Raw genomic sequence first — 19,536 nt, 5'->3', positions numbered from 1 at the left:
GTGCGCGACCTTTCAAGCCCCTCGTCTCCGCAGGGCGACTCAGACTCATGGGCTCACTCCCCCGACCTGCAGCAGCGCATCGCGCCCGAGACGACGTACTGCGAATACGAGCGGGTGAACGTCGGCGACAGCGCGAAAGTGCAAGGACCGTTCCCCGTGACGGATACGGTCGCCGACCTTCGGGGGTTGATCGAGCGGCTCGGTCTCGCCACGCCTGTCGTGCTCGTCGGCGGGTCGTTCGGCGGATTGATCGCCTACACCTACGCCGGGACGCATCCAGAGGATGTCGCGGGCGTCGTCCTCCTGGATCCGACCCTCCCGTCCGAAGACGAGATCGAGCGGGCCCTCCTGCCCGAGAGCATGTGGCTGCCCCCGACGCATGGGAGGCCACGCGCGAGCAGATCGACGGCCTCGGCGCGTACCCCATCGCCCGCGTCGCGCTCAACCGCATTCCGGCGGTGCCGGGCACGATCTTCGTGACCGAATCCCTCGAAGCGCCAGACCCCGAAAGCGCGGAACAGTTTGTCTCCGGCATCCGGCACATGCAGGCCGATCTCATCGCACACTTCGACCCATCCCAGATGATCACCGTTGACACCCCGCATGTGATGCTGCCCGTCGTGCCGGACCAGATCGCCGCTGAGGTGACCGCGATCGTGGAGTCGGCGCGCTGAACACTTCTCTGTCTCAGGCGAGCCAGGCCCAAGGCTGCCCCGGCGAACGGGGCGTGGCGTCTGGGCGACATGCCTGTTGACGGCACTTGGCGCACGAGGCGGTCTTTTTGGACGGACCCCGGTCGGCCCCCCGGGGTGCAGCTGTGACTGCATCCCGGGGGATCCTCCGGATTCCTGGATGTCCCGCGCCCCAGCGCCGGACATCCCTTCCAGATTCGAGGATCGCGGTCGACTCCCCAGCGCCGCGTCTTCGTGATCGAGGTTACGTTGTCCCCCTTAAGGGGGACAAGAACGGATCCTCAGGTTTGCCCAAAGAAGTTGGCCCGAAGCCCGGTGACGATCGATCAATCCCACAGATACGCGCGTAGGCGGATCCGCCTCGGCCTGTCGAGGCCGAGAAGGCGCATCGGAGTTGAGCGAAGCTCTCAGCTTGGGCCGTCGGGACGCTACCTCCTCCTCGGCCGCGGCGACACGGCACCCGTGGTGCGCGAGATCCTCCGAGCGAACGACAGCGACCCGATGGACCGGCCCGTCATACACGTCGGAGGCTGACCCCCGTGCTCCACGCACCTTTCATGCCTGCGTCAGCGTGGGGTGGATCGGAGGTGCGTCTCGAGGTCGATCGGGGCCCTGCCGGTGATGTCCTCGATGGCTGAGCTGACGGGAGCCATGATGTTGCTGCGGATGGCGGTGTAGGTGGTGACCCAGGCATCGACCTGCCAGCCGGGCGCGCCGTAGCTTGCGCGGGAGGCGTAGGCCTCCTCGGTCGTTTCGTCGTGGAAGGTGACATCGCGTCCGCGGATGCGGCTGATGGTGGCGGCCACCTCGGCCAGGGTGAGCGCCACCGGACCGGTGAGGTCGTAGACGCCGCCGGCGTGCGCGGAGGGGTCGAGGATCGTTGCGGCTGCTGTGCGGCCGACATCCGCGCGGGCGACGAAAGAAGTGCGCCCTTGCCCGGCCGGACCGCGGATGACTCCGTCGTCACCGACGAGGGCCTCCATGAAGTCGAGGTAGAAGCTGTCGCGGAGGAACGTCCACGTGAGCCCTGAGGCCCGGATGTATTGCTCCGTCGCCCAGTGGTCGCGGGCGAGGGTGAACGTCGCATCGGGTGCCGCTGCGGCGAAGGATGTGTAGACGATGTGCGTCACCCCAGCCGAGACCGCGGCGTCGACGAATGACCTGTGCTGGTCGATGCGGTCGGGGCTCTCGTGTGCCGACACCATGAAAAGAGTGTCGACCCCCTCGAGCGCGGAGCGGGCTGCGTCCTGGTCGCTGTAGCTGGATCGGAAGACGGGCGCCGCCGGGAGCTGACGGGCCGTGTCGGGCGTTCGGACCAGGAGACGCTGAGGCACGCCTCGGTCGGCGAGCTCTCGTGCGACGTGGCCGCCGACGACGCCGGTAGCTCCGGTGATGGCGATGGTCGGTGCGCTGCTCATGAGTTCCCCTTCACGGTCTCGCGTGGTGCGACGAGGTCGCTGTGGTCTTCTCCGGATGAATTCGCGGGCCGGCTCGGGGCGCCTGGTGCTCGTTCGCGCGTCTCCTCGTCGTCGATAACCGGTTCGCGCTCACGTGCGGCGGCGCGGGCGAGGGCGATGTGGCGGGCGTGCCAGATCTCGAGAGGGGGGATCATGTCAGCACCACCGCCTTGCCGCCCACGGTTCCCGCTTCCATGTCGTGGTGGGCCCGCGCGATCTCGTGCATCCTGTAGACGCGTCCGATCGGCACGGTCGCGCGGCCGGCGGCGACGGCGTCGAGGAAGGCCTGCAGGGTTGCCGCGGGCAGGTCGCCCGCTTCGCCCGAGTACGCCGTCAGCCGGACACCGTTCGGGAGCCAGTCCATCGGGTAGAACTCCTTGATCGTCCACTGGTCGGACAGCATGCCGGTGAAGCACACCGTGCCGCCGGCCCGGACAGCTCGCAGGGTGTCCTTCATCACATTGACCCCCACGAGCTCGATCGCCCCGTCGACTCCGGCAGGCTCGATGCGGCGCACCCGGGAGGCGATATCCCCGTCATCGATGAGCACGTGGTCGGCGCCTGTCACTTCCAGCAGCGGGCGGGCAGCGTCGCGGCGGGTGGTGGCGTACACCGTCATCCCTCGCAGCTTCGCCAGCACAGTGGCGGCCAGCCCGATGGATGACGTGCCGCCGCGGATCAGGACGCTCTGCCCCTCGCGCGCGTCCAGTCCGGCGGTCAGCGACCCGTTGGCGGTCTGCAGCATCTCCGGAACGGCACCGACAACGTGCCACGGCAGATCGCTGGTGAAGGCGATCACCTGGCGCGCGGGGACGAGGACGTACTCCGCATACCCTCCGTCGAAGTCGCGACCCATCCCGCCCATCATCGTGACGACCTGCGTGCCCCGTGGGAACTCGCCACCCGGCGCCTCTTCCACCACACCGGCGGCCTCGATACCGGGGATGCGGGGGAAGCTTCCGCTGTACGCGACCCCCTGGCGGAAGTGCAGCTCCGAGCGGTTCAAGCCGAACGCCGCGACCCGGATCAGCACCTGACCCTCCGCGGCGGTCGGCTTAGGGACCTCGCGGACTCGCAACGCCTCCGGCGGCCCCGGCTGGTCCACAACGACGGCGCGCATCGACGCGCTCATGCCGCGCCCGCCTTCCTATGCTCGTCCAGCCTGGACTGCAGAGCCGCAATGGCGGACAACGCACTTCGCTCGGCGTCAGGATCGATGACGGCCCCGAGAACGGTGTCCCGCACATCGGCGGCCGCGTGCAGTGCGCGCGTGCCGTCGGCGGTCAACGCGATCAAGGATGACCGTCGATCGTCCGGATTGGGGCTGCGCACGGCGAGCCCATCCCGCTCCAGACGGTCGACCAGCTTGCTCGCCGCCCCGACCGTGATCCCGATCTCCCCGCTGATGTCGTGCACCCGGCCGGCACCGGCGTGTTCCGCGAGAACGCTGACCGCCTGCAATCGGGCCAAGCCGATCTGACCCTGACTCCGCAGGGCGTCCTCGATGGCGTTCCACAGGTCGATCTCGTAGCGAACAAGCGAAGTGAAGAAGTCCATGATCTATAAAACTGCATCACCGGGAACTATATTCCCTGGAATCTAAGAGCGCGTCAGTAAAGGCTCTCGCCGCGTTTCAGCATCTCGACGTATTCGGCGACGCGTGCCGCTCGCGAAGCCGGTCGCTTGAGGTTCGCCACGCGGAAGGCCATCGCGAATCGGTTCTGCGCCGACTGGGACGCGAAGGCCTTGGCGACCTCCGGGTTCGTGTCCAGTGCTTCCTGCAGTTCCACGGGAAGCTCGCCGTCGCGTTGGCGATAAGCGCGGTCCCATCGCCCGTCCGCCTTCGCCCGTTCGATCTCGAGCTGGCCTTGCGGCCGCATGCGACCTTCGTCGATCAGCCGGCTCACGTGACCGATGTTGACCTTCGACCAGATGCTTCGCGGTCGCCGCGGCGTGAAGGTCTGGAGGAAGTAGTCGGCATCAAGGGAGTGCGACTGCCCATCGATCCACCCGAAGCACAGCGCGACATCGAGGGCCTCGGCGTACGTGATCCCGGGTTGGGTCGTCGCCTTCTTCCGCAGTCGCAGCCGGACGCCGACCGGGTCGGGGTGCGAGTCCAACCACGCTTCCCAGTCCGCGACCGTGTCCACATGCAACTCGGGCTTGTCGGCGTGGCTGACCATGACGGGAGGATAGCTCTCATCGCGCGAGCGCGTGAGGCCCGACGCCCGCGTGGGCGGCGGATGCGTGTCGCATGGTTCCCTGCAGTCAGGACGCCACGAGATGCCGGTGGTCGATGAGGACCAGCGCGACCTCGCGGAGCCGTCCGAGGTACCGCGTGCCATGGTGAGCGCAGTAGGCGACCGAGAGTCCCGAGGGAAGCTCGGCGAACACGAACGCTTCGACGTGGGCGCCGGTGCCGGCGCAGGCGTCGCAGTACTCGCGCGCTTCGCTCGCGACGTCGGTACGGTGTCGGTCGACGATGTCGACGGGTGGCTCGTCCATGAGTCACACCCTTTCGCGGGATGGGGCGGGATCCGTCCGGGCGTTCGAGGTGGAAGGCTCCATCTGGAGCGCGTGAGCGGATTCCCTGTTGATGATGTGGAGACTGCGGACCACGAAGGTGGATCGAGCTCGGTCCTCTGAGTTCCTTGCGCCTCGTGCTTGTACACAGAGAGAGGGCGACCGGTGCCCTCTTGATACGGTCACGAATCACGTCAGATCGCCACCGCCCGCTGAGCACACGTCCGGCGGTGTCCGCTAGGCCGTTCCTGGCTGACCGCGGCGGGTCTATTGTGCCGTCATGGGTGAAGACGTCGCGCCGCAGGAGTTCACTCGTGCCGACCGGACCCGCCACCGGGAGAAGGTGCGGCGCAACCTGGACGTGTTCGCGCGGATGCTGCGGGAGGCGCGATTCGACACCGACGACCCGCTGACCGGACTCGAGGTCGAGCTGAACCTCATCGACGATGTCGGCGACCCGGCGATGCGAAACGCCGAGGCCCTGCAGGCCATCGCCGATCCGGCTTTCCAGACCGAGTTGGGTCGCTTCAACATCGAGATCAACGTGCCGCCGGCGCGGCTTCGCGATGGCGGGCTCTCCACTTTCGAAGACACGCTGCGAGCCAGCCTGAACAACGCCGAGGAGCGCTCTTCGACCGTCGGGGCCCACCAGGTCATGATCGGCATCCTGCCGACGCTCGCGCAGAAGCATCTCGGACGGAACAGCATCAGCTCCAACCCGCGGTACGCGCTGCTGAACGACCAGATCCTGGATGCGCGCGGCGAGGACATCTCGATCTCCATCGCCGGACGCGAGAAGCTGGTCACGACCGCTGACTCGATCGTGCCCGAGGCTGCCTGCACGAGCACGCAGTTCCACCTGCAGACGTCGCCGGAGTCGTTTGCGGCGTACTGGAACGCATCGCAGGCGATCGCGGGCGTGCAGCTGGCGGTGTCGGCGAACTCGCCCTACCTGCTGGGTCGGGAGCTCTGGCGCGAGACCCGCATTCCGCTGTTCGAGCAGGCAACGGACACCCGCAGCGAGGAGCTGAAGGCACAAGGCGTGCGCCCGCGCGTGTGGTTCGGCGAACGTTGGATCACCTCCGTGTTCGACCTCTTCGAAGAGAACGTCCGGTACTTCCCGGCCCTGCTGCCCATCGTCGACGACGAAGACCCGGTGGAGGTCCTCGAGTCGGGAGGCACGCCGAAGCTCGCCGAGCTTCGGCTGCACAACGGCACCATCTACCGGTGGAACAGACCCGTCTACGACATCTCTCAGGGCGTGCCCCACCTCCGGGTCGAGAACCGGCTGCTTGCGGCCGGCCCGACGGTGGCCGACATCGTGGCGAACGCGGCCTTCTACTTCGGACTCGTGCGCTCGCTGGCTCACAGCGGGCGACCGCTGTGGTCGCAGATGTCCTTCGCCGCGGCCGAGGAGAACTTCCACACCGCCGCGCGCCACGGGATCGATGCGCAGATCTACTGGCCCGGCGTCGGACAGGTGCCCGTCACCGAGCTGGTCCTGCGCAGACTCCTGCCTCTCGCGCACACGGGCCTCGAGGCGTGGGGAGTTCCGGCATCCGAGCGGGAACGGCTGCTCGGCATCATCGAGCAGCGGTGCCTCACCGGGATCACCGGCGCGGAGTGGTTCGTCGACAGGATGCATCGCCGCTCGCGCATGGAGCGTTACGACGCCCTGCGAGCCACCCTGCTGGAGTACCGGGAAGGGATGCACACGAACCAGCCCGTGCACACCTGGGGCTGACCGACCACATCCGCCTCGGACCCTGAGAGCGAGGGGCGATGTCAAGGCCTCGTTGGGGCGAGGCGGCCCGGGTATTGTCGCAAACGGCCCATCCTCGCCACATCCAATCGCGCCACATCCATTCTGAAAGGCTGCACATGAGCATCAACGACGACGACATCACGACCACCGGCACACCCGGCGAGGGGCCGGCGGACGGCGGGGCGAACCCGAGCGGTCATGACGGCGGTGCCGACGGATCCGCGGACGCAGGCGAAGGACCAGCGGACGGCGGCGCCAACGCCGACGGTCACGACGGCGGTGCCGACGGATCCGCGGACGCAGGCGAAGGACCCGCGGACGGCGGCGCGAACACCGGTGGTCATGACGGCGGTGCCGACGGATCGGCTTGAGCGAGGTCGCCTCGCGCGGACCGGGTGATCGACCCGCGCTCGCGCGCCTCACCGCGATTCCCACGGCGGAGTTCGGCCGTGACTACTGGGGGGAGCAGCCGCTCCTCACCCCCGGCGCAGCCGGGTTCGGCGACCTGTTCAGCGCGAGGGCGGTCGACGAGCTCGTGGCCGAGAGGGGCCTTCGCACACCGTTCGCGCGGATGGCCTCTGAGGGCACGGTGCTGGCGTCGTCGCTGTTCACGGGGTCCGGCGGATTCGGCGCAGAGATCGGAGACCAGCTCGACTCGTCGAAGGTGCTCGAGCAGTTCGCCGGCGGCGCGACGCTGGTGCTGCAGGGACTGCACCGCACGTGGGAGCCGATCGCCGCATTCACCCGGCAGCTGGTCACAGATCTCGGTCACCCCGTGCAGGTCAACGCGTACGTCACTCCGGCGTCGTCGCGCGGGTTCGACCCGCACTACGACACGCACGACGTGTTCGTGATCCAGATCGCGGGCGCGAAGCGCTGGACGATCCATGAACCGGTGCACCGGCATCCGCTCGCCGACCAACCGTGGACGGATCACCGGGAGGCGGTGGCCGAGCGCGCGCGCACGCAGCCTCGGATCGATGCGGTCTTCGAGCCCGGAGACGTGCTGTATCTGCCCCGCGGATGGATCCACTCGGCGGTGGCGCAGGGCGGAACATCCATCCACCTGACGATCGGAGTGCGGGCGACGACGCGCCACGACCTGCTCTCCCGCCTGCTCGCGCACGCGGGAGACGACGCGGCGTTGCGACATCCACTGCCGCTCGGCATCGACTATGCGGACCCCTCTTCGCTCGATGCAGACCTGGCGGCCACCGTCGCCGCCGCTCACGCGATCCTCGACGCGGCGTCGATCGCCGGCCCGATCGCCGCGGGGCTGCGGCGTGCATTCCACGAGGCGGTCCGTCCGGAACCGGTGCGGCCGCTTGCCACGATCGACGTGCTGACAGGCCTCGATCCCGCCGCGAGCCTCGGATGGCGCAACGCCCTCCAGGCGCGCATCGAAGATGACCAGGGGACGGTGCGCATCGTGCTGCCCGACAAGTCCATCGCGCTGCCCGCTGAGGCCTCCTCCGCTGTCCATGCACTCCGCGAGCGCGACCAGCTCGCCGGGGCGCTGCCAGGGCTTGACCCGAATTCGTCGCTCGTGGTGTCGCGCAGACTGCTCCGCGAGGGCGTGCTGGTTCCCCGATGATCGGTCGTCCATGAGCGCGACGGCGCTTCCCGCGACGTTCGAGCCGACCGGCGCGTGGGAGCCGTGCAGCGACCGCTCGCTCGAACGTGACGATCCCCTCGCGGGCACCGGCGGATTCGGCGCTCGCTGGCTGCTCGTCGAGATCGACGGCGCATGGGGTGCGCACGCCTTCTTCCAGTCACGCCTCGATCCGGCGATCGGGCGGGCGCTCGTGCGGCGCGCCGAGGGCGCCGGCATGCGCACCGTCGCGATCCGGCGGTACGGCCGTCGCGCGGACGAGCGCCGTTCCCAGCGGCGGTGGCGGTGGGCGGTGGCCGACGCCCGTACCGGCCTCGAGTCGGTGCGCTGGGGAGTCGTCGAGGACCCGGCCGAACTTCTCGACATCCCGCTCGACGGAACGGCCGGCACAGCATCCGACCGGCCCGTCGTGCTGGTGTGCACGCACGCGCGACACGACCAGTGCTGCGCCGTTCGCGGTCGACCGGTCGCCAAGGCGCTCGCCGGCGCATTCCCCGAGGAGACGTGGGAGAGCTCGCACCTCGGCGGCGATCGCTTCGCCGCGACGATGATCGTCCTGCCTCACGGCTTGTATTACGGGCGAGTGCCGACAGCGGATGCCGTTGCCATCATCGATCGCTACCTCCAAGGCGAACTCGTCGATCAGTACTACCGTGGCCGCAGTTCGCTCAGCAATGTCACGCAGGCAGCCGAATCCTTCGGGCGCTCGCGCACTGGCGATGCCCGGATCGGAACGTTCACGCCGCTGCGAGAGGAGCGCACGGCGCAAGGGGGATGGCGGGTGGACCTCGGCCATGGCGGTGACATCGTGACCGTGACGATGCACGAGCGGATGTCGGCGCCGCTGCTCAGCACGTGCGCGGCAACACGTCCGGCCTCCGTCCGTGAGTTCGCTCTCGAGTCGATCTCCCGGCGCCCGGCAGGCACGACAGGCGGCTGACGCCCGGCCGGACCGGCCTTGCCCTGGGCCGGAGCGGGGACCAGACTTGGGCAACCCCGTGACGGTGGAGCGGGCGACGACGCGACGGAGTCCGACATGTCCGATCTCGGCAAACAGCTGCTGCGGCGCAAGCCCATCATCTTCCAGCACCGCCACCATCCGGGCGAGGAGCTCACGCGCAACCTCGGCACGTTCCAGCTCATGATGTTCGGGGTCGGCGCCACGGTCGGCACCGGCATCTTCTTCGTGCTGAGCGAGGCGATCCCGGTCGCTGGCCCAGCCGTGATCTTCTCGTTCCTCCTCGCGGCGATCGCGGCCGGGCTGGCCGCGGTGTGCTACGCCGAGCTCTCGTCATCCATCCCGGTGAGCGGCTCGAGCTACTCGTTCACGTATCACGCGCTCGGCGAGGGCGCGGCGATCCTCGTCGGCGGATGCGTGCTGCTCGAGTACGGCGTGGCCGTCTCCGCGGTCGCCGTCGGATGGAGCGGGTACTTCAACGAACTGCTGCATCAGCTCTTCGCGTTCCAGCTGCCGAGGGAGCTCTCGGCCTCCTTCGTGCCGGGGGATGACGGCGTGGCGACCGGTGGGATCGTGAACCTGCCGGCCGTCGTACTGGTGCTGCTGTGCATGCTGCTCCTCATCCGCGGCGCCTCCGAGTCGGCGACGATCAATGCGGTCATGGTCTGCATCAAGCTCGGCGTGCTGGCCATGTTCATCGTCATCGGGTTCTCCGCCTTCAACGCCGACCACTTCTCGAACTTCTTCGCACAGGCCGCGGGGATCAGTGCGGCGGCCGGCACGATCTTCTTCTCCTTCATAGGACTGGATGCCGTCGCCACGGCGAGCGAGGAGGTGAGGAATCCGCAGAAGGCGATTCCCCGCGCCATCATCGGCGCGCTGCTCATCGTCACCGTCTTCTACGTCCTGGTGTGCATCGCCGGGCTCGCGGCACAACCCGTCGAGTGGTTCGCCACCCCCGAAGCGGGCGAGGCCGGTCTCGCGAAGATCATGGAGCTCGTCACCGGCACGCCGATCTGGGCGACGATCCTCGCCGCGGGCGCGGTCGTCTCGGTCTTCTCCGTCACCCTCGTGACGCTGTACGGCCAGACCCGCATCCTGTTCTCGATCTCCCGCGACGGCATGGTCTCCAAGAAGTTCCTCGCCGTCAGCGCCAAGCACGGCACACCGGTCTTCAACACCGTCGTGGTCGCGATCGTCGTCGCGCTGGTCGCGGGGTTCGTGCCCTCCGACTATCTGTGGGACAGCGTCTCGTTCGGAACGCTGGTCGCGTTCAGCGTCGTCGCGATCTCGCTGATGGTGCTGCGGCGCCGGCGCCCTGACCTGGAGCGACCGTTCAAGGTCCCGTTCTACCCGGTGGTGCCGATCCTGACGGTCCTGGTGTGCGTCTACGTGCTCACGAGCCTGCGGCCGATCACGTGGATCATCTGCGTCACCTGGCTCGCCATCGTCTTCGCCTTCTATCTGTTCTACGGACGCCGGCACGCCACGCTCAGCCACTACACCTCCGACGAAGAGATCTCGGAGCCGATCCACCCCGAGGCCGAGGTATGACGTACGTCGTCGGCTACGCGCCACACAAGCACGACCGCAGCGCCATCGAGCTCGCCTGCCAACTGGCGAAGTCCCTTCCCCAGCCTGTGGTCGCCGTGTCGGTCGTCCCGCGAGGGTGGGGCACGCCGTTCGCAGCGGGAACCGATCGGGAGTACGAGCAATGGGCGGCCGGCGAAGGGGCGGACAGCGCAGCCCTCGCCGCCGCCGACCTCGCGCAGCATCCGGACATCGACGGGTCTGCGGTCTGGGTGGCCGGCCGGTCGGTGCCCCAGGCGCTCCTCGAAGAGGCGGCGAAAAGGGATGCCGAGATTCTCGTGGTGGCCTCGGGCGACGACGCCGAACCGGGCCGCATCCGCCTGACGCCCAAGACCGACCGGCTGGTCCATTCGTCGACGGTGCCGGTGGCCATCGCGCCGCGGGGACACAACACCTCGAACGGAGTGACGCGGATCACGGTCGCCTTCCGAGACGACGACGCGAGCTGGTCGCTTCTCACACGAGTGGCCGAGATCAGCACGCGCGCGTCGGCGAGACTGCGCGTGGTCACCTTCCTCGTGCGCCCATCACGGCGCCCGGTCACCAGCGCGGTCAGCCATGCCGAGACCCAGGTCATCGACCTGTGGGGGGTGCAGGCCGCCTCGGCGCAGGCCGCGGCAATGGTCCACCTGAATTCGATCGGGGTCACCGGCGACGGTCTGGAGCTGGCGATGGCGGAGGGTTCGGACTGGGGCGAAGCGGTCACTGGGGTCGAGTGGGCCGACGGCGACCTTATGGTGCTGGGGTCGTCGTCGACGCATAGGCTCGCGCAGGTCTTCCTCGGCTCGAGTGCATCCAAGATCGTCCGTCACGCGCCGGTGCCGGTCGTCATCGTTCCGGGTACGGCGATCGGGTAGCGGAGGAGGCTGGAGAAGTGACGACGCCCAGTGTCTCGATGTGGATCGAGTGCTTCGAAGAGGACGCGCGATTCGAGGGCGACGGGCTTGACGCGCTGGTCGAGCAGCTCGTCGCACATGTCCGCGCCACGCACGACGTGCCGTACCCCGAAGACGAGGTGCGGATCTGGGCGCGCAACTTCGCGGAGGCGTCGGTGCGCGAGGACGGCCCCGTCGGGCGGCTTCCGTCGATCGGCTCGGTCGAGGTGCATCCCGTCACCGAGGAACGCATCGATGACTGGCTGCGGTTCTTCGACCGCGAAGCGTTTCCCGACAATCCGGACTGGGGGGCGTGCTATTGCCTGCATCCCCATACCGGCGAAGTTCCTGAGCGACCCTGGCGCGACGTACGCGCGGAGATGATCGAGCGACTGCGATCCGGAGCGACGCTCGGCTACCTCGCCTACGTCGACGGCCGACCGGCCGGCTGGGTCAACGCGTCGCCGCGATCGACCTACGCGAAGTACAGCGGCGTCGATCCTGAGGGCCCCGCGCCCGACACCGTCGTGGGCGTGTCCTGCTTCATCATCGCGCCGCCCTACCGGCGCCACGGCGTGTCATCGGCGCTTCTCGATCGCGTCGTCGCCGACGGGGCCGCACGCGGCGCACGATACGTCGAGGGATACCCGCGCCGGACGGACACCGGCGAGGATTCGACGTCGTTCTGTGGACCGCGGTCACTGTTCGACGCGCGAGGCTTCGCTGCCGCCGAGGAGCGCGATACCTACATCGTCGTGCGCCGGCCCGTCTGACCCGCTGCTGGACCCCGCCCAGCGTTCCCCGACCGCAGGCGATTCTGCACGGTCGGCCTATTCTTCGTCCTCGCTCCGCAGGCCGGACTTCCTGCGCTCGAGCACCCAGTGGCTCGCGTGAGTCTCGGGATGACGCCACTCTCGCAGGCGGTACTCGAATCCCGGCAGCAGCACCAGTGGAATCGGCTCAGGCGATGCGGGAGCCACCGCACCCATGACGATCTTCGCGTCCAGCGGTATGAACGGCGACTGCGCCGGAATCGGAGCGGTCACGATCTCGACCGGGTCTCCATAGGGACGTGGCATGGCCGCAAGGTTACCAGAGAGAACGCTGAAAGAAGCACACTGCGGGTTTGTCATGGGTATAGCACTCGTATAGACTACCTATAGAGGCCACTGCAACGGAGTGAGCGGCCCACCTATCCAAAGTCGGAAGTAAGGACACACATCAGATGCGTCGCATCAGCAAGGTCGCGCTCATCGCGGCCACCACGACCGCCCTCGCCCTCGGCGGCGCCGGCGCCGCGCAGGCGGCCGTCACGATCGACAGCGCCGGCAGCGGCTTCGTCGGCAAGGGCGACGTGCAGACCGCGCTGGGCCTCAACAACGCCCAGATGCAGGCCCAGGCGAAGAGCCTGAAGTTCACCACCTCGCAGGACGCCATCCAGGCCATGAGGCAGGGCGTCACCCAGTCCGGCACGCAGTCGGGCACGCAGTCGGCCGTCCAGTACGGCGTCGAGCTCGGCAAACAGGGCGCCGAGCAGGTCATGATCCAGACGCTCTCCTGCACCAAGACCACCGGCAACAGCGTCCAGCAGGTCCGGACCGGCACCCGCGCGGGTGACCGCACCGCCGAGCGCGTCGGCACTGCGATGGGGACCCGCGAAGGCGTCCGCACGGGCACCGCGACCGGCACCCGCGAGGGCACCCGGGCCGGCGACCTGACCGGCAAGGTCGCCGCGACCGTCGCCTACGACGCGCGTCAGCGCAACCAGATCACCGGCTTCACCCTGACCGGCTTCGCCGCAGGCGACCCGAAGTTCGTGGCTGAGGGCGAACCCGCCTACGGCGCCCCGTCGCTCGGCGACTACTCCTTCGGGGAGTACTCCTTCGGTGCGTACGATTTCGAGGCATACGACTTCCAGCCCTACGTCTGGATCGGTGACTTCAACTTCGGCGCCACGACATGGGCCGAGGAGTTCGAGTCCGACCCGAACGCCAACCCCGACGTCTGCGTCGAGGGCAACAAGAACATCGTCCCCGGCAGTGTCAAGAGCGTCATCACCGAGGCCGACGTCACCGTGAGTGAAGACGTCACGATCCTCGCCACCCTGGACGGCAACATCGTCGCCGGCGACATCGTCCCCGGTGACATCATCGATGGCGACCTCGCCTACGGCGACGTGACCCCCGGCGCAGTGACCGCGTCCGGTGCGATCACCGTGTTCGTCAACGGCGCGGCCCTCTGAGCCACGGGCCTCACCCGGCGGCCGTCCCGCTTCCGCGGGGCGGCCCGCTGCGGTCCTCCGGGCCGATCAGCATCCGCACGGCCCGAGCATGCGGCTGCAGCGAGAAGAGATCTCGATGCGGCCAGATCTTCAAGGACAAGCCATGGGAACGATGTACTACGGCGGGTCGGCGACGCCGATCCGGATCGAGGATCGCGCGCTCGCCCACCTCAAGGTGGTCGCTGTCACCAAGCTGCGGCGCGGTGAGAGCTTCACGGTGTCCTGGCGTCACACCGACGACGAGCCTCGAGGGCGCTCGACGCTGTGGCTCCATCCGTCGATTCCCATGCGCTTCGTCTTCGACGATCCCGAACCCTCGATGTTGAGCCGTGACTGGATCGAGGAGCTCGCGCAGTCCGCGAACTCCTCGGGTGGCATCGCTCTCGTCGCACAGCACGACACCGGAGCTCAGACCCCGGTCGACACCACGCGTGCGGTCCCGCAGCCGCACGCCTGATCCTGGAGAGACGCATGGCACGGTTCATCTACGACTCGTCGACGACCGCGATCGACATCGAGGAGCGCACGCTCGCTCATCTGCGCATCGTCATCATGAACAAGCTCCGTCGGTCGGAGTCGTTCATGTTCGACGTCGAAGTCGCGGACGGCAGTGGGCACCGGAGCTTCTGGATGAGCCCCTCGGTGCCCCTCCAGTTCCACTTCTTCGGCAGCCGTCCACCACGCATCGATCGGGAATGGGTCGAAGAGCTCATGCTCGTCGCGAGCGGTCCCAACGGGCTGAGCATCGTGCCGGAACCGGCCGAGCAGGGCGCCCCTGCGACGATGTGATCGGCCTACGGCTCGTCCGAGGTCGACGGAGCGGGAACCGGGGTCTCGGGCGATTCCGCATTCGCGAGCTCTTCGATGGCCGTGTGGAAGGCGTTGATCGTGGCGGCATCCACCGCGCCGGTCGGCTCGACTCCCAGCTCAACCTGCAGTGATTGCACCGCCTCGGTCAGAGCCGGTGTCCACATGCCGTCCACGGGGCCGTCCCAGAATCCGAGCAGCTTCAGGGTCTGCTGAACGGCCGCCGTGGTGGCGATGGATTCCTGCGCGGCGGCTCCGCCGAGCGCCAGCAGCTCCGCCTGCAGCGCTTCGGCGGTGGCGTTGTCGACGGTGCCGGTGACCGGCAGGCCGCTGGCTTCCTGCAGCGCCTCGACCGCCCGGACCGTCTCCGGCCCGTACAGCCCGTCGATCGCACCGGCGTAGTACCCCGCCTGGGCGAGCTCCTGCTGCAACGCCGTCGTGTACGCGCTCGCGGCCGCCTGGGCCTGCACCGTCTGCTCGTCGGAGACGCAGCCGGCGTCGACGAAGAGCCGCAGCCAGGCGAACTCGAGCGCGACCACGGCGCTGTTGAATTGTTCGGATGCGTCCGTCAAGGGGGTGTCGTCGGTGATCCCGCTCAGCGCGGCGTCGAAATCCGACTCCGCCTGCGTGACCCGTTCGACGGTTGCGGCCGGCGCGAGGGGAGTGGAGGTCGGGTCGGCGGCATCAGGCTCGCCGGGGGCGGCCGAGGCGCCGGAATTCGCCTGCTCCAGTGCGGCACGCGCGTCTTCCAACTCCTGTTCGGCAGTCACGACCTCCCGCTGGGCGTCGACCGCGGCCTCGGCGCCCTCGAACGCATCCTCGCGTGGATCAGTGAGGTCCGCGCCAGCGTCCCTCACGTCGCCGACGGTGGGTGCGGTCTCATTCAGCACGTCCCCATAACGGTCGAGCGCCGCGATGTAGGCCTTGCTCGCCCCACAGAAGGCGTCCGACGCAGCGGTCAGCTGCGCCTGGGCCTCGGTCAGGGCCTTCTCCTTCGCGGCGACCTGCGCCTCCGCCCGATCGACGCTGCTGACGTCACCGGCGCACCCGGCGAGACCGATCGCCACGATGACGGTGCACGTGGCACTCGCACGTCGCAGCCACCGCACCCTGGCAGCGTCGATCTTCATGACCAGCCTCCTTCGGCGCCCGACCTTCGTCCCCATCCTGACAGAGCCCTTCGCCGGAGAAGCACGCGAAAGTCCTGGCACGGACTGCAGCGGGCCGCGCGATCGCGAGAATCGGTAGGGAGATGACCGCAGCTCAGGCACCTCTGCGGCGAGCGCGCGGACCGCTGTGCCCGCCAGGGGCGCCGTCTCCATGGCTGCGGGCGTACCGTCGGACAAGAGGACCTGCTGAGACGCCGTGCGCGAGCACGCTCAGAAGCACGGTGACAGCGACGACGGAGATCGCGGGGCCGACTGTTTCGAACTCGCCCAGTTGCTCGATGGCGAGGATCGCGAACACCACCGAGGCGAGTCCACGCGGTCCGAACCAGCCGATGAAGCCGACGGTCTGCGTGTCCAGTCCTGTTCCGGCCAACCCGACCGCGACCGGAAGCATCCGGATGATCGTGAGGCTGAGCACTGCATAGGCGAGAGTCGCCAACGAGACGTGCTCGAGCGCAAAAGGCACCAGAGCCGCGCCGAAGAGGAACCACACTCCGAGTGCGAGAACCTCTCCCAGCAGTTCGGGCAGCTCCACCACCTCGTCCACCGCTGCGACGTCGGGCGGGAACGCCGCACCGAAGGCCATACCCGCCACGAACGCGGCGATGAACGCATTCCCGCCGAGGACCTCGGCGAGCGCGAAACTTCCGACGGCCGTGGCGAGGGCACCCAGGCGACGACCGCCGTGGATGACCCAGCCGCGGCGCGACGCGCCGGCGAGCAGTTTCGCGCTCACGAAACCCAGGACCACGCCGATCGCAATGCCGATCACCAGCTCCAGTCCTGCGCCGACGCCGCCGGAGTCCTCACCGGAATGGCCGAGCTGCGTTGCGGCGAGCGCCAGCGCGAACACCACGATCGGTGTGACGATTCCGTCGTTGAGTCCGCTCTCGATGTTGAGGGCACGGCGCACCCGCGCCGGCACACGTTCGTCCTCGATCACCTGAGTGCTCAACGCGGCGTCCGTGGGCGCCAGGGCCGCACCGACGAAGAGCGCCAGCGCCCACGTGAGGTCGTTGAACAAGAGCGCGGCGGCCAGGGTTCCGAGGAGGACCGAGGCCGGAAGACCGATACCGAGGAGCCGAGCCGGTATTCCGACGTCCCGTCGAAGCGTGGGCAGGTTGACTCTCGATGCATCCGAGAACAGCAGGAGTGCCAGTGTCAACTCGACGAGGAGGTGGACCGACGGCGCGTCGACATCGACGGGCACCGGGCCCCACGCCTGATTGCCCAGGAGGAACCCCGCTGCCGACAGGACGACCGGGCCGGTGATGTTCCACCCGGCGAGGCGCCTGGACAGCACGGCCCAACCGAGCACGACAAGACTCAGAACGGCGAGTACGGGCTCCATGATTGGCTCGCTTCTTCAGACCGTCGGCCATGATCCGCTACGGCGACAACCCTCCGGTCCTCTCGAGCGCTGACAGCAATACGGTAGACCCCCGATCCCCGCGACGCATGCTACCTCCCGAGACTCATCTCCTGCCTTCACGAATGCTCGGCGAGTCGGATATCGAATCGCCGACCGCGACAGTTCCGCGGCGTCCATCGTTCCGGGTCTTGAGGAGACTTGCGACGGTCGCGACGATGATCGTCGCGGCGATGAACAGCAGCGACAACCAGATGGGAATCTCCGGCACCCACAGCAGCGGTTCGCCCCCGTTGATGAACGGCAGCTCGTTGACGTGGAGGGCGTGCAGGACGAGCTTGACTCCGATGAAGGCGAGGATCACGGCGAGCCCCTGGGCGAGGTAGACCAGACGCTCGAGCAGCCCGCCGATGAGGAAGTAGAGCTGCCGCAGCCCCATCAGGGCGAAGGCGTTGGCGGTGAAGACGATGTAGGCCTCCTCCGTGAGGCCGTAGATCGCGGGGATCGAGTCGACGGCGAAGATCAGGTCGACGAAGCCGATCGCGACGATCACCAGCAGCATCGGGGTGACGAAACGGCGCCCGTTCTTCCGGACGGTCAGCCGGTCGCCGCTGTACTCGTCAGTGACCGGCAGGATGCGGCGCACGAAGTGCATGAACCTGCCGTCGGCCGGGTTGTGATCCCCATGGGCGAACGCCTGCCGGTAGGCGAGGAACAGCAGCAGCGCACCGAAGATGTAGAAGATCCACGAGAAGTTCTCGATCAGCGCCGCTCCGATGGCGATGAAGCCGCCGCGCATGATCAATGCGATCACGATCCCGATCATCAGCACCTTCTGCTGATAGATCTTCGGCACGGCGAAGCCCGCCATCACGATGAAGAAGACGAACAGGTTGTCGATCGAGAGCGCCTTCTCGGTCAGGTAGCCGGCGAAGTACTCACCCCCGAACGTCCAGCCCGAGACGGCACCGATTCCCACGCCGAACAGCAGGGCCAGACCGATGTAGAACGCCGACCACCGGGCGGACTCCGTGATGGTCGGCTCGTGCGGCTTTCGCACGTGGGCGAAGAACTCGTAGACGAAGAACGCGACCGTGATCGCGAGCGTGATGATCCAAACGAGCGGCGTGACATTCAAGAGGTGCTCCAAACCCGACGTTGAGTGATCGACGTCAAGGTCTTCTCCACCCTCGGGATCGAGGACCGGCGACCCGGGATGCAGATCGCATCCGTAATGACGAGCCGACCGTGTCGGAGTACTCCCCTTGCATTTCGCAGTCTAGGAAACTGCGGCGGATGCTGGCTGAAAGGTCGCTGAGTACCGAATGCTTCGCCGGCGCTCGGTATGCTCTCGCGAGAACGGTCAGCGACGAGAACCGGTCGCCGGCCCGGCCGGCGACGTGAGGAAGCCGAGACCACAGATGGCGCCATCGATGAGAACGGTGCCGTATTCGTCACCGGCGCGACGGGAACGGTCGGATCCGCCGTTGCCGAGACCCTCGCGGCACGCGGACAGAGGGTGATCGGAGCGGTCCGGGGAGGATCCGGCGGGGAAGCGCTGCCCGCCGGCGTCGAGGGGCGGCCGTTCGATTTCGCGGCGGACCGTCCGGCGTTGAAAGCGGCACTCGAGGGCTGCGATCGCCTCTTCCTCATGAGACCGCCGCCGATCGATGATGTGCGGCGGTATCTCTTCCCTCTGATCGACGCCGCCATGGGCTCGGGCATCCGTCACATCACCTTCCTGTCACTGCAGGGAGTGCAGCACAACAAGGGCACACCCCACTACGCCGTCGAGCGGTACCTCCACCAGATCGACGCGCCCTACACGTTTCTCAGGCCGAACTTCTTCATGCAGAACCTGTCGACCACCTACCGGGACGGCATCCGGGATCGGAACGAGATCTACCTGCCCGCCGGCCGCGCTTTCACCGCCTTCATCGACGCTCGCGACATCGGAGCGGTCGCCGCGCACGTCCTCACGTCCACCGGCCACCTCCGCCGCGCGTACACCCTGAACGGCGAGCAGTCACTCACGTACCGCAACGTCGCCCGCATCCTCAGCGAGGTGCTCGGTCGCACGATCCGCTACGCGCGGCCCAGCGAGGCGGAGTACCTGGAGAGGCTGAGACAAGACGGCCTGCCTGAGGACTACATCGCCGTGCAGAAGATGATCTACCGCGTCGTCCGCTTCAACATCTCGGCCCTTCCCAATCGCGCGGTCCGCAGGCTCACCGGACGACCGGCCACCACCTTCCGCGAGTTCGCGGAGCGCGAGAAGGCCGTGTGGCAGGTGGATTGACGCCGATCCAGCGGTGCGGAGGCGCCGTCCGTACGCCGCTGGCGGCTCGCCGCAGGACCATGCGGTCGCCTATTGATTTTTCGTTTAATCAGTGTAAGGCTGACCGGCGCACCCCCTCGGTGAAGCGCGCGGCCGTCAC

At 68.0% G+C, this 19,536-nt stretch carries 23 protein-coding genes; 13 read left to right on the top strand and 10 right to left on the bottom strand.

The window, feature by feature from the left end; genetic code table 11:
* Both ACLQ2Q_RS05840 and ACLQ2Q_RS05835 read left to right on the top strand, forming a co-directional pair.
* On the top strand, positions 1–480 hold the full coding sequence (locus tag ACLQ2Q_RS05840) for an alpha/beta fold hydrolase (protein ID WP_425818929.1): 480 nt from the start codon (positions 1–3) through the stop codon (positions 478–480).
* Positions 363–674 (top strand): hypothetical protein, encoded by a 312-nt coding sequence (locus ACLQ2Q_RS05835; protein ID WP_425819975.1) that lies wholly within the window; start codon positions 363–365, stop codon positions 672–674. Before ACLQ2Q_RS05840 ends, ACLQ2Q_RS05835 begins: the two co-directional genes overlap by 118 nt.
* A gap of 584 nt (positions 675–1,258) precedes the next feature.
* Here the strand turns inward: ACLQ2Q_RS05835 and ACLQ2Q_RS05830 are convergent.
* The 6 genes from ACLQ2Q_RS05830 to ACLQ2Q_RS05805 all read right to left on the bottom strand — a co-directional run bounded on the left by ACLQ2Q_RS05830 (position 1,259) and on the right by ACLQ2Q_RS05805 (position 4,654).
* Entirely contained in the window at positions 1,259–2,110 is an 852-nt protein-coding gene (locus ACLQ2Q_RS05830) for an SDR family oxidoreductase (protein WP_425818927.1), read from the bottom strand.
* Positions 2,107–2,304, bottom strand: coding sequence for a hypothetical protein (locus ACLQ2Q_RS05825; RefSeq protein ID WP_425818925.1), 198 nt, complete (start codon positions 2,302–2,304; stop codon positions 2,107–2,109). The genes ACLQ2Q_RS05830 and ACLQ2Q_RS05825 overlap by 4 nt, the downstream gene beginning before the upstream one ends.
* Positions 2,301–3,281: a zinc-binding alcohol dehydrogenase family protein gene (locus ACLQ2Q_RS05820; protein WP_425818923.1), complete on the bottom strand. Its 981-nt coding sequence runs from the start codon at positions 3,279–3,281 to the stop codon at positions 2,301–2,303. The genes ACLQ2Q_RS05825 and ACLQ2Q_RS05820 overlap by 4 nt, the downstream gene beginning before the upstream one ends.
* A complete protein-coding gene (locus ACLQ2Q_RS05815; protein WP_425818921.1) occupies positions 3,278–3,706 on the bottom strand; it encodes a MarR family winged helix-turn-helix transcriptional regulator in 429 nt (142 codons plus the stop codon). Before ACLQ2Q_RS05815 ends, ACLQ2Q_RS05820 begins: the two co-directional genes overlap by 4 nt.
* Before the next feature lie 53 nt (positions 3,707–3,759).
* Positions 3,760–4,332: a YdeI/OmpD-associated family protein gene (locus tag ACLQ2Q_RS05810; RefSeq protein WP_425818919.1), complete on the bottom strand. Its 573-nt coding sequence runs from the start codon at positions 4,330–4,332 to the stop codon at positions 3,760–3,762.
* Between the two features lie 85 nt (positions 4,333–4,417).
* Positions 4,418–4,654, bottom strand: coding sequence for a DUF7455 domain-containing protein (locus ACLQ2Q_RS05805; protein ID WP_425818917.1), 237 nt, complete (start codon positions 4,652–4,654; stop codon positions 4,418–4,420).
* 298 nt (positions 4,655–4,952) lie between these two features.
* Between ACLQ2Q_RS05805 and ACLQ2Q_RS05800 the strand changes: the two genes are divergently transcribed.
* The 7 genes from ACLQ2Q_RS05800 (at position 4,953) to ACLQ2Q_RS05770 (ending at position 12,245) form a co-directional block, all read left to right on the top strand.
* The gene (locus tag ACLQ2Q_RS05800; protein WP_425818915.1) at positions 4,953–6,416 is read left to right on the top strand and encodes a glutamate-cysteine ligase family protein; all 1,464 of its coding nucleotides are present in this window, start codon (positions 4,953–4,955) and stop codon (positions 6,414–6,416) included.
* Between the two features lie 137 nt (positions 6,417–6,553).
* Positions 6,554–6,808, top strand: coding sequence for a BatC protein (locus ACLQ2Q_RS05795; protein ID WP_425818913.1), 255 nt, complete (start codon positions 6,554–6,556; stop codon positions 6,806–6,808).
* Positions 6,805–8,031, top strand: coding sequence for a cupin domain-containing protein (locus ACLQ2Q_RS05790; protein WP_425818911.1), 1,227 nt, complete (start codon positions 6,805–6,807; stop codon positions 8,029–8,031). Before ACLQ2Q_RS05795 ends, ACLQ2Q_RS05790 begins: the two co-directional genes overlap by 4 nt.
* 10 nt (positions 8,032–8,041) lie before the next feature.
* Positions 8,042–8,989, top strand: a complete 948-nt coding sequence (locus ACLQ2Q_RS05785) for a sucrase ferredoxin (protein WP_425818909.1) — start codon at positions 8,042–8,044, stop codon at positions 8,987–8,989.
* 96 nt (positions 8,990–9,085) lie between these two features.
* Positions 9,086–10,561: an APC family permease gene (locus ACLQ2Q_RS05780; protein ID WP_425818907.1), complete on the top strand. Its 1,476-nt coding sequence runs from the start codon at positions 9,086–9,088 to the stop codon at positions 10,559–10,561.
* Positions 10,558–11,454, top strand: coding sequence for a universal stress protein (locus tag ACLQ2Q_RS05775; protein ID WP_425818905.1), 897 nt, complete (start codon positions 10,558–10,560; stop codon positions 11,452–11,454). Before ACLQ2Q_RS05780 ends, ACLQ2Q_RS05775 begins: the two co-directional genes overlap by 4 nt.
* Positions 11,455–11,471: 17 nt before the next feature.
* Entirely contained in the window at positions 11,472–12,245 is a 774-nt protein-coding gene (locus tag ACLQ2Q_RS05770; protein ID WP_425818903.1) for a GNAT family N-acetyltransferase, read from the top strand.
* 57 nt (positions 12,246–12,302) lie between these two features.
* Here the strand turns inward: ACLQ2Q_RS05770 and ACLQ2Q_RS05765 are convergent, their stop codons facing one another.
* Positions 12,303–12,551 carry a hypothetical protein gene (locus ACLQ2Q_RS05765; protein WP_425818901.1) on the bottom strand — a complete coding sequence of 83 codons (249 nt, stop codon included), beginning with the start codon at positions 12,549–12,551 and terminating at the stop codon, positions 12,303–12,305.
* 146 nt (positions 12,552–12,697) lie between these two features.
* On the opposite strand from ACLQ2Q_RS05765, the gene ACLQ2Q_RS05760 reads away from it, so the two are divergent.
* The 3 genes from ACLQ2Q_RS05760 to ACLQ2Q_RS05750 all read left to right on the top strand — a co-directional run bounded on the left by ACLQ2Q_RS05760 (position 12,698) and on the right by ACLQ2Q_RS05750 (position 14,542).
* Positions 12,698–13,714 (top strand): hypothetical protein, encoded by a 1,017-nt coding sequence (locus ACLQ2Q_RS05760; protein WP_425818899.1) that lies wholly within the window; start codon positions 12,698–12,700, stop codon positions 13,712–13,714.
* A 142-nt stretch (positions 13,715–13,856) separates the two neighbouring features.
* A complete protein-coding gene (locus ACLQ2Q_RS05755) occupies positions 13,857–14,210 on the top strand; it encodes a hypothetical protein (RefSeq protein ID WP_425818897.1) in 354 nt (117 codons plus the stop codon).
* 14 nt (positions 14,211–14,224) lie between these two features.
* Complete coding sequence (locus ACLQ2Q_RS05750; protein ID WP_425818895.1) at positions 14,225–14,542, top strand: ATP-dependent DNA ligase; 318 nt, start codon at positions 14,225–14,227, stop codon at positions 14,540–14,542.
* 5 nt (positions 14,543–14,547) lie between these two features.
* On the opposite strand, the gene ACLQ2Q_RS05745 is transcribed toward ACLQ2Q_RS05750, so the two are convergent.
* The 3 genes from ACLQ2Q_RS05745 to ACLQ2Q_RS05735 all read right to left on the bottom strand — a co-directional run bounded on the left by ACLQ2Q_RS05745 (position 14,548) and on the right by ACLQ2Q_RS05735 (position 18,236).
* Positions 14,548–15,690, bottom strand: a complete 1,143-nt coding sequence (locus ACLQ2Q_RS05745) for a peptidoglycan-binding protein (protein ID WP_425818893.1) — start codon at positions 15,688–15,690, stop codon at positions 14,548–14,550.
* 133 nt (positions 15,691–15,823) lie between these two features.
* Positions 15,824–17,080, bottom strand: coding sequence for a cation:proton antiporter (locus ACLQ2Q_RS05740; RefSeq protein ID WP_425818891.1), 1,257 nt, complete (start codon positions 17,078–17,080; stop codon positions 15,824–15,826).
* Between the two features lie 124 nt (positions 17,081–17,204).
* Complete coding sequence (locus tag ACLQ2Q_RS05735; protein WP_425818889.1) at positions 17,205–18,236, bottom strand: TerC family protein; 1,032 nt, start codon at positions 18,234–18,236, stop codon at positions 17,205–17,207.
* A gap of 207 nt (positions 18,237–18,443) precedes the next feature.
* Between ACLQ2Q_RS05735 and ACLQ2Q_RS05730 the strand changes: the two genes are divergently transcribed.
* Positions 18,444–19,397 (top strand): SDR family oxidoreductase, encoded by a 954-nt coding sequence (locus ACLQ2Q_RS05730; protein ID WP_425818887.1) that lies wholly within the window; start codon positions 18,444–18,446, stop codon positions 19,395–19,397.
* The last annotated feature ends 139 nt before the right edge of the window (positions 19,398–19,536 follow it).

The sequence above is a fragment of the Microbacterium sp. DT81.1 genome, from assembly GCF_049844955.1.
Lineage (GTDB): Bacteria > Actinomycetota > Actinomycetes > Actinomycetales > Microbacteriaceae > Microbacterium.
Note: the sequence above shows the minus strand (reverse complement) of the source record. Positions and strands in the feature narration are given on the sequence as shown.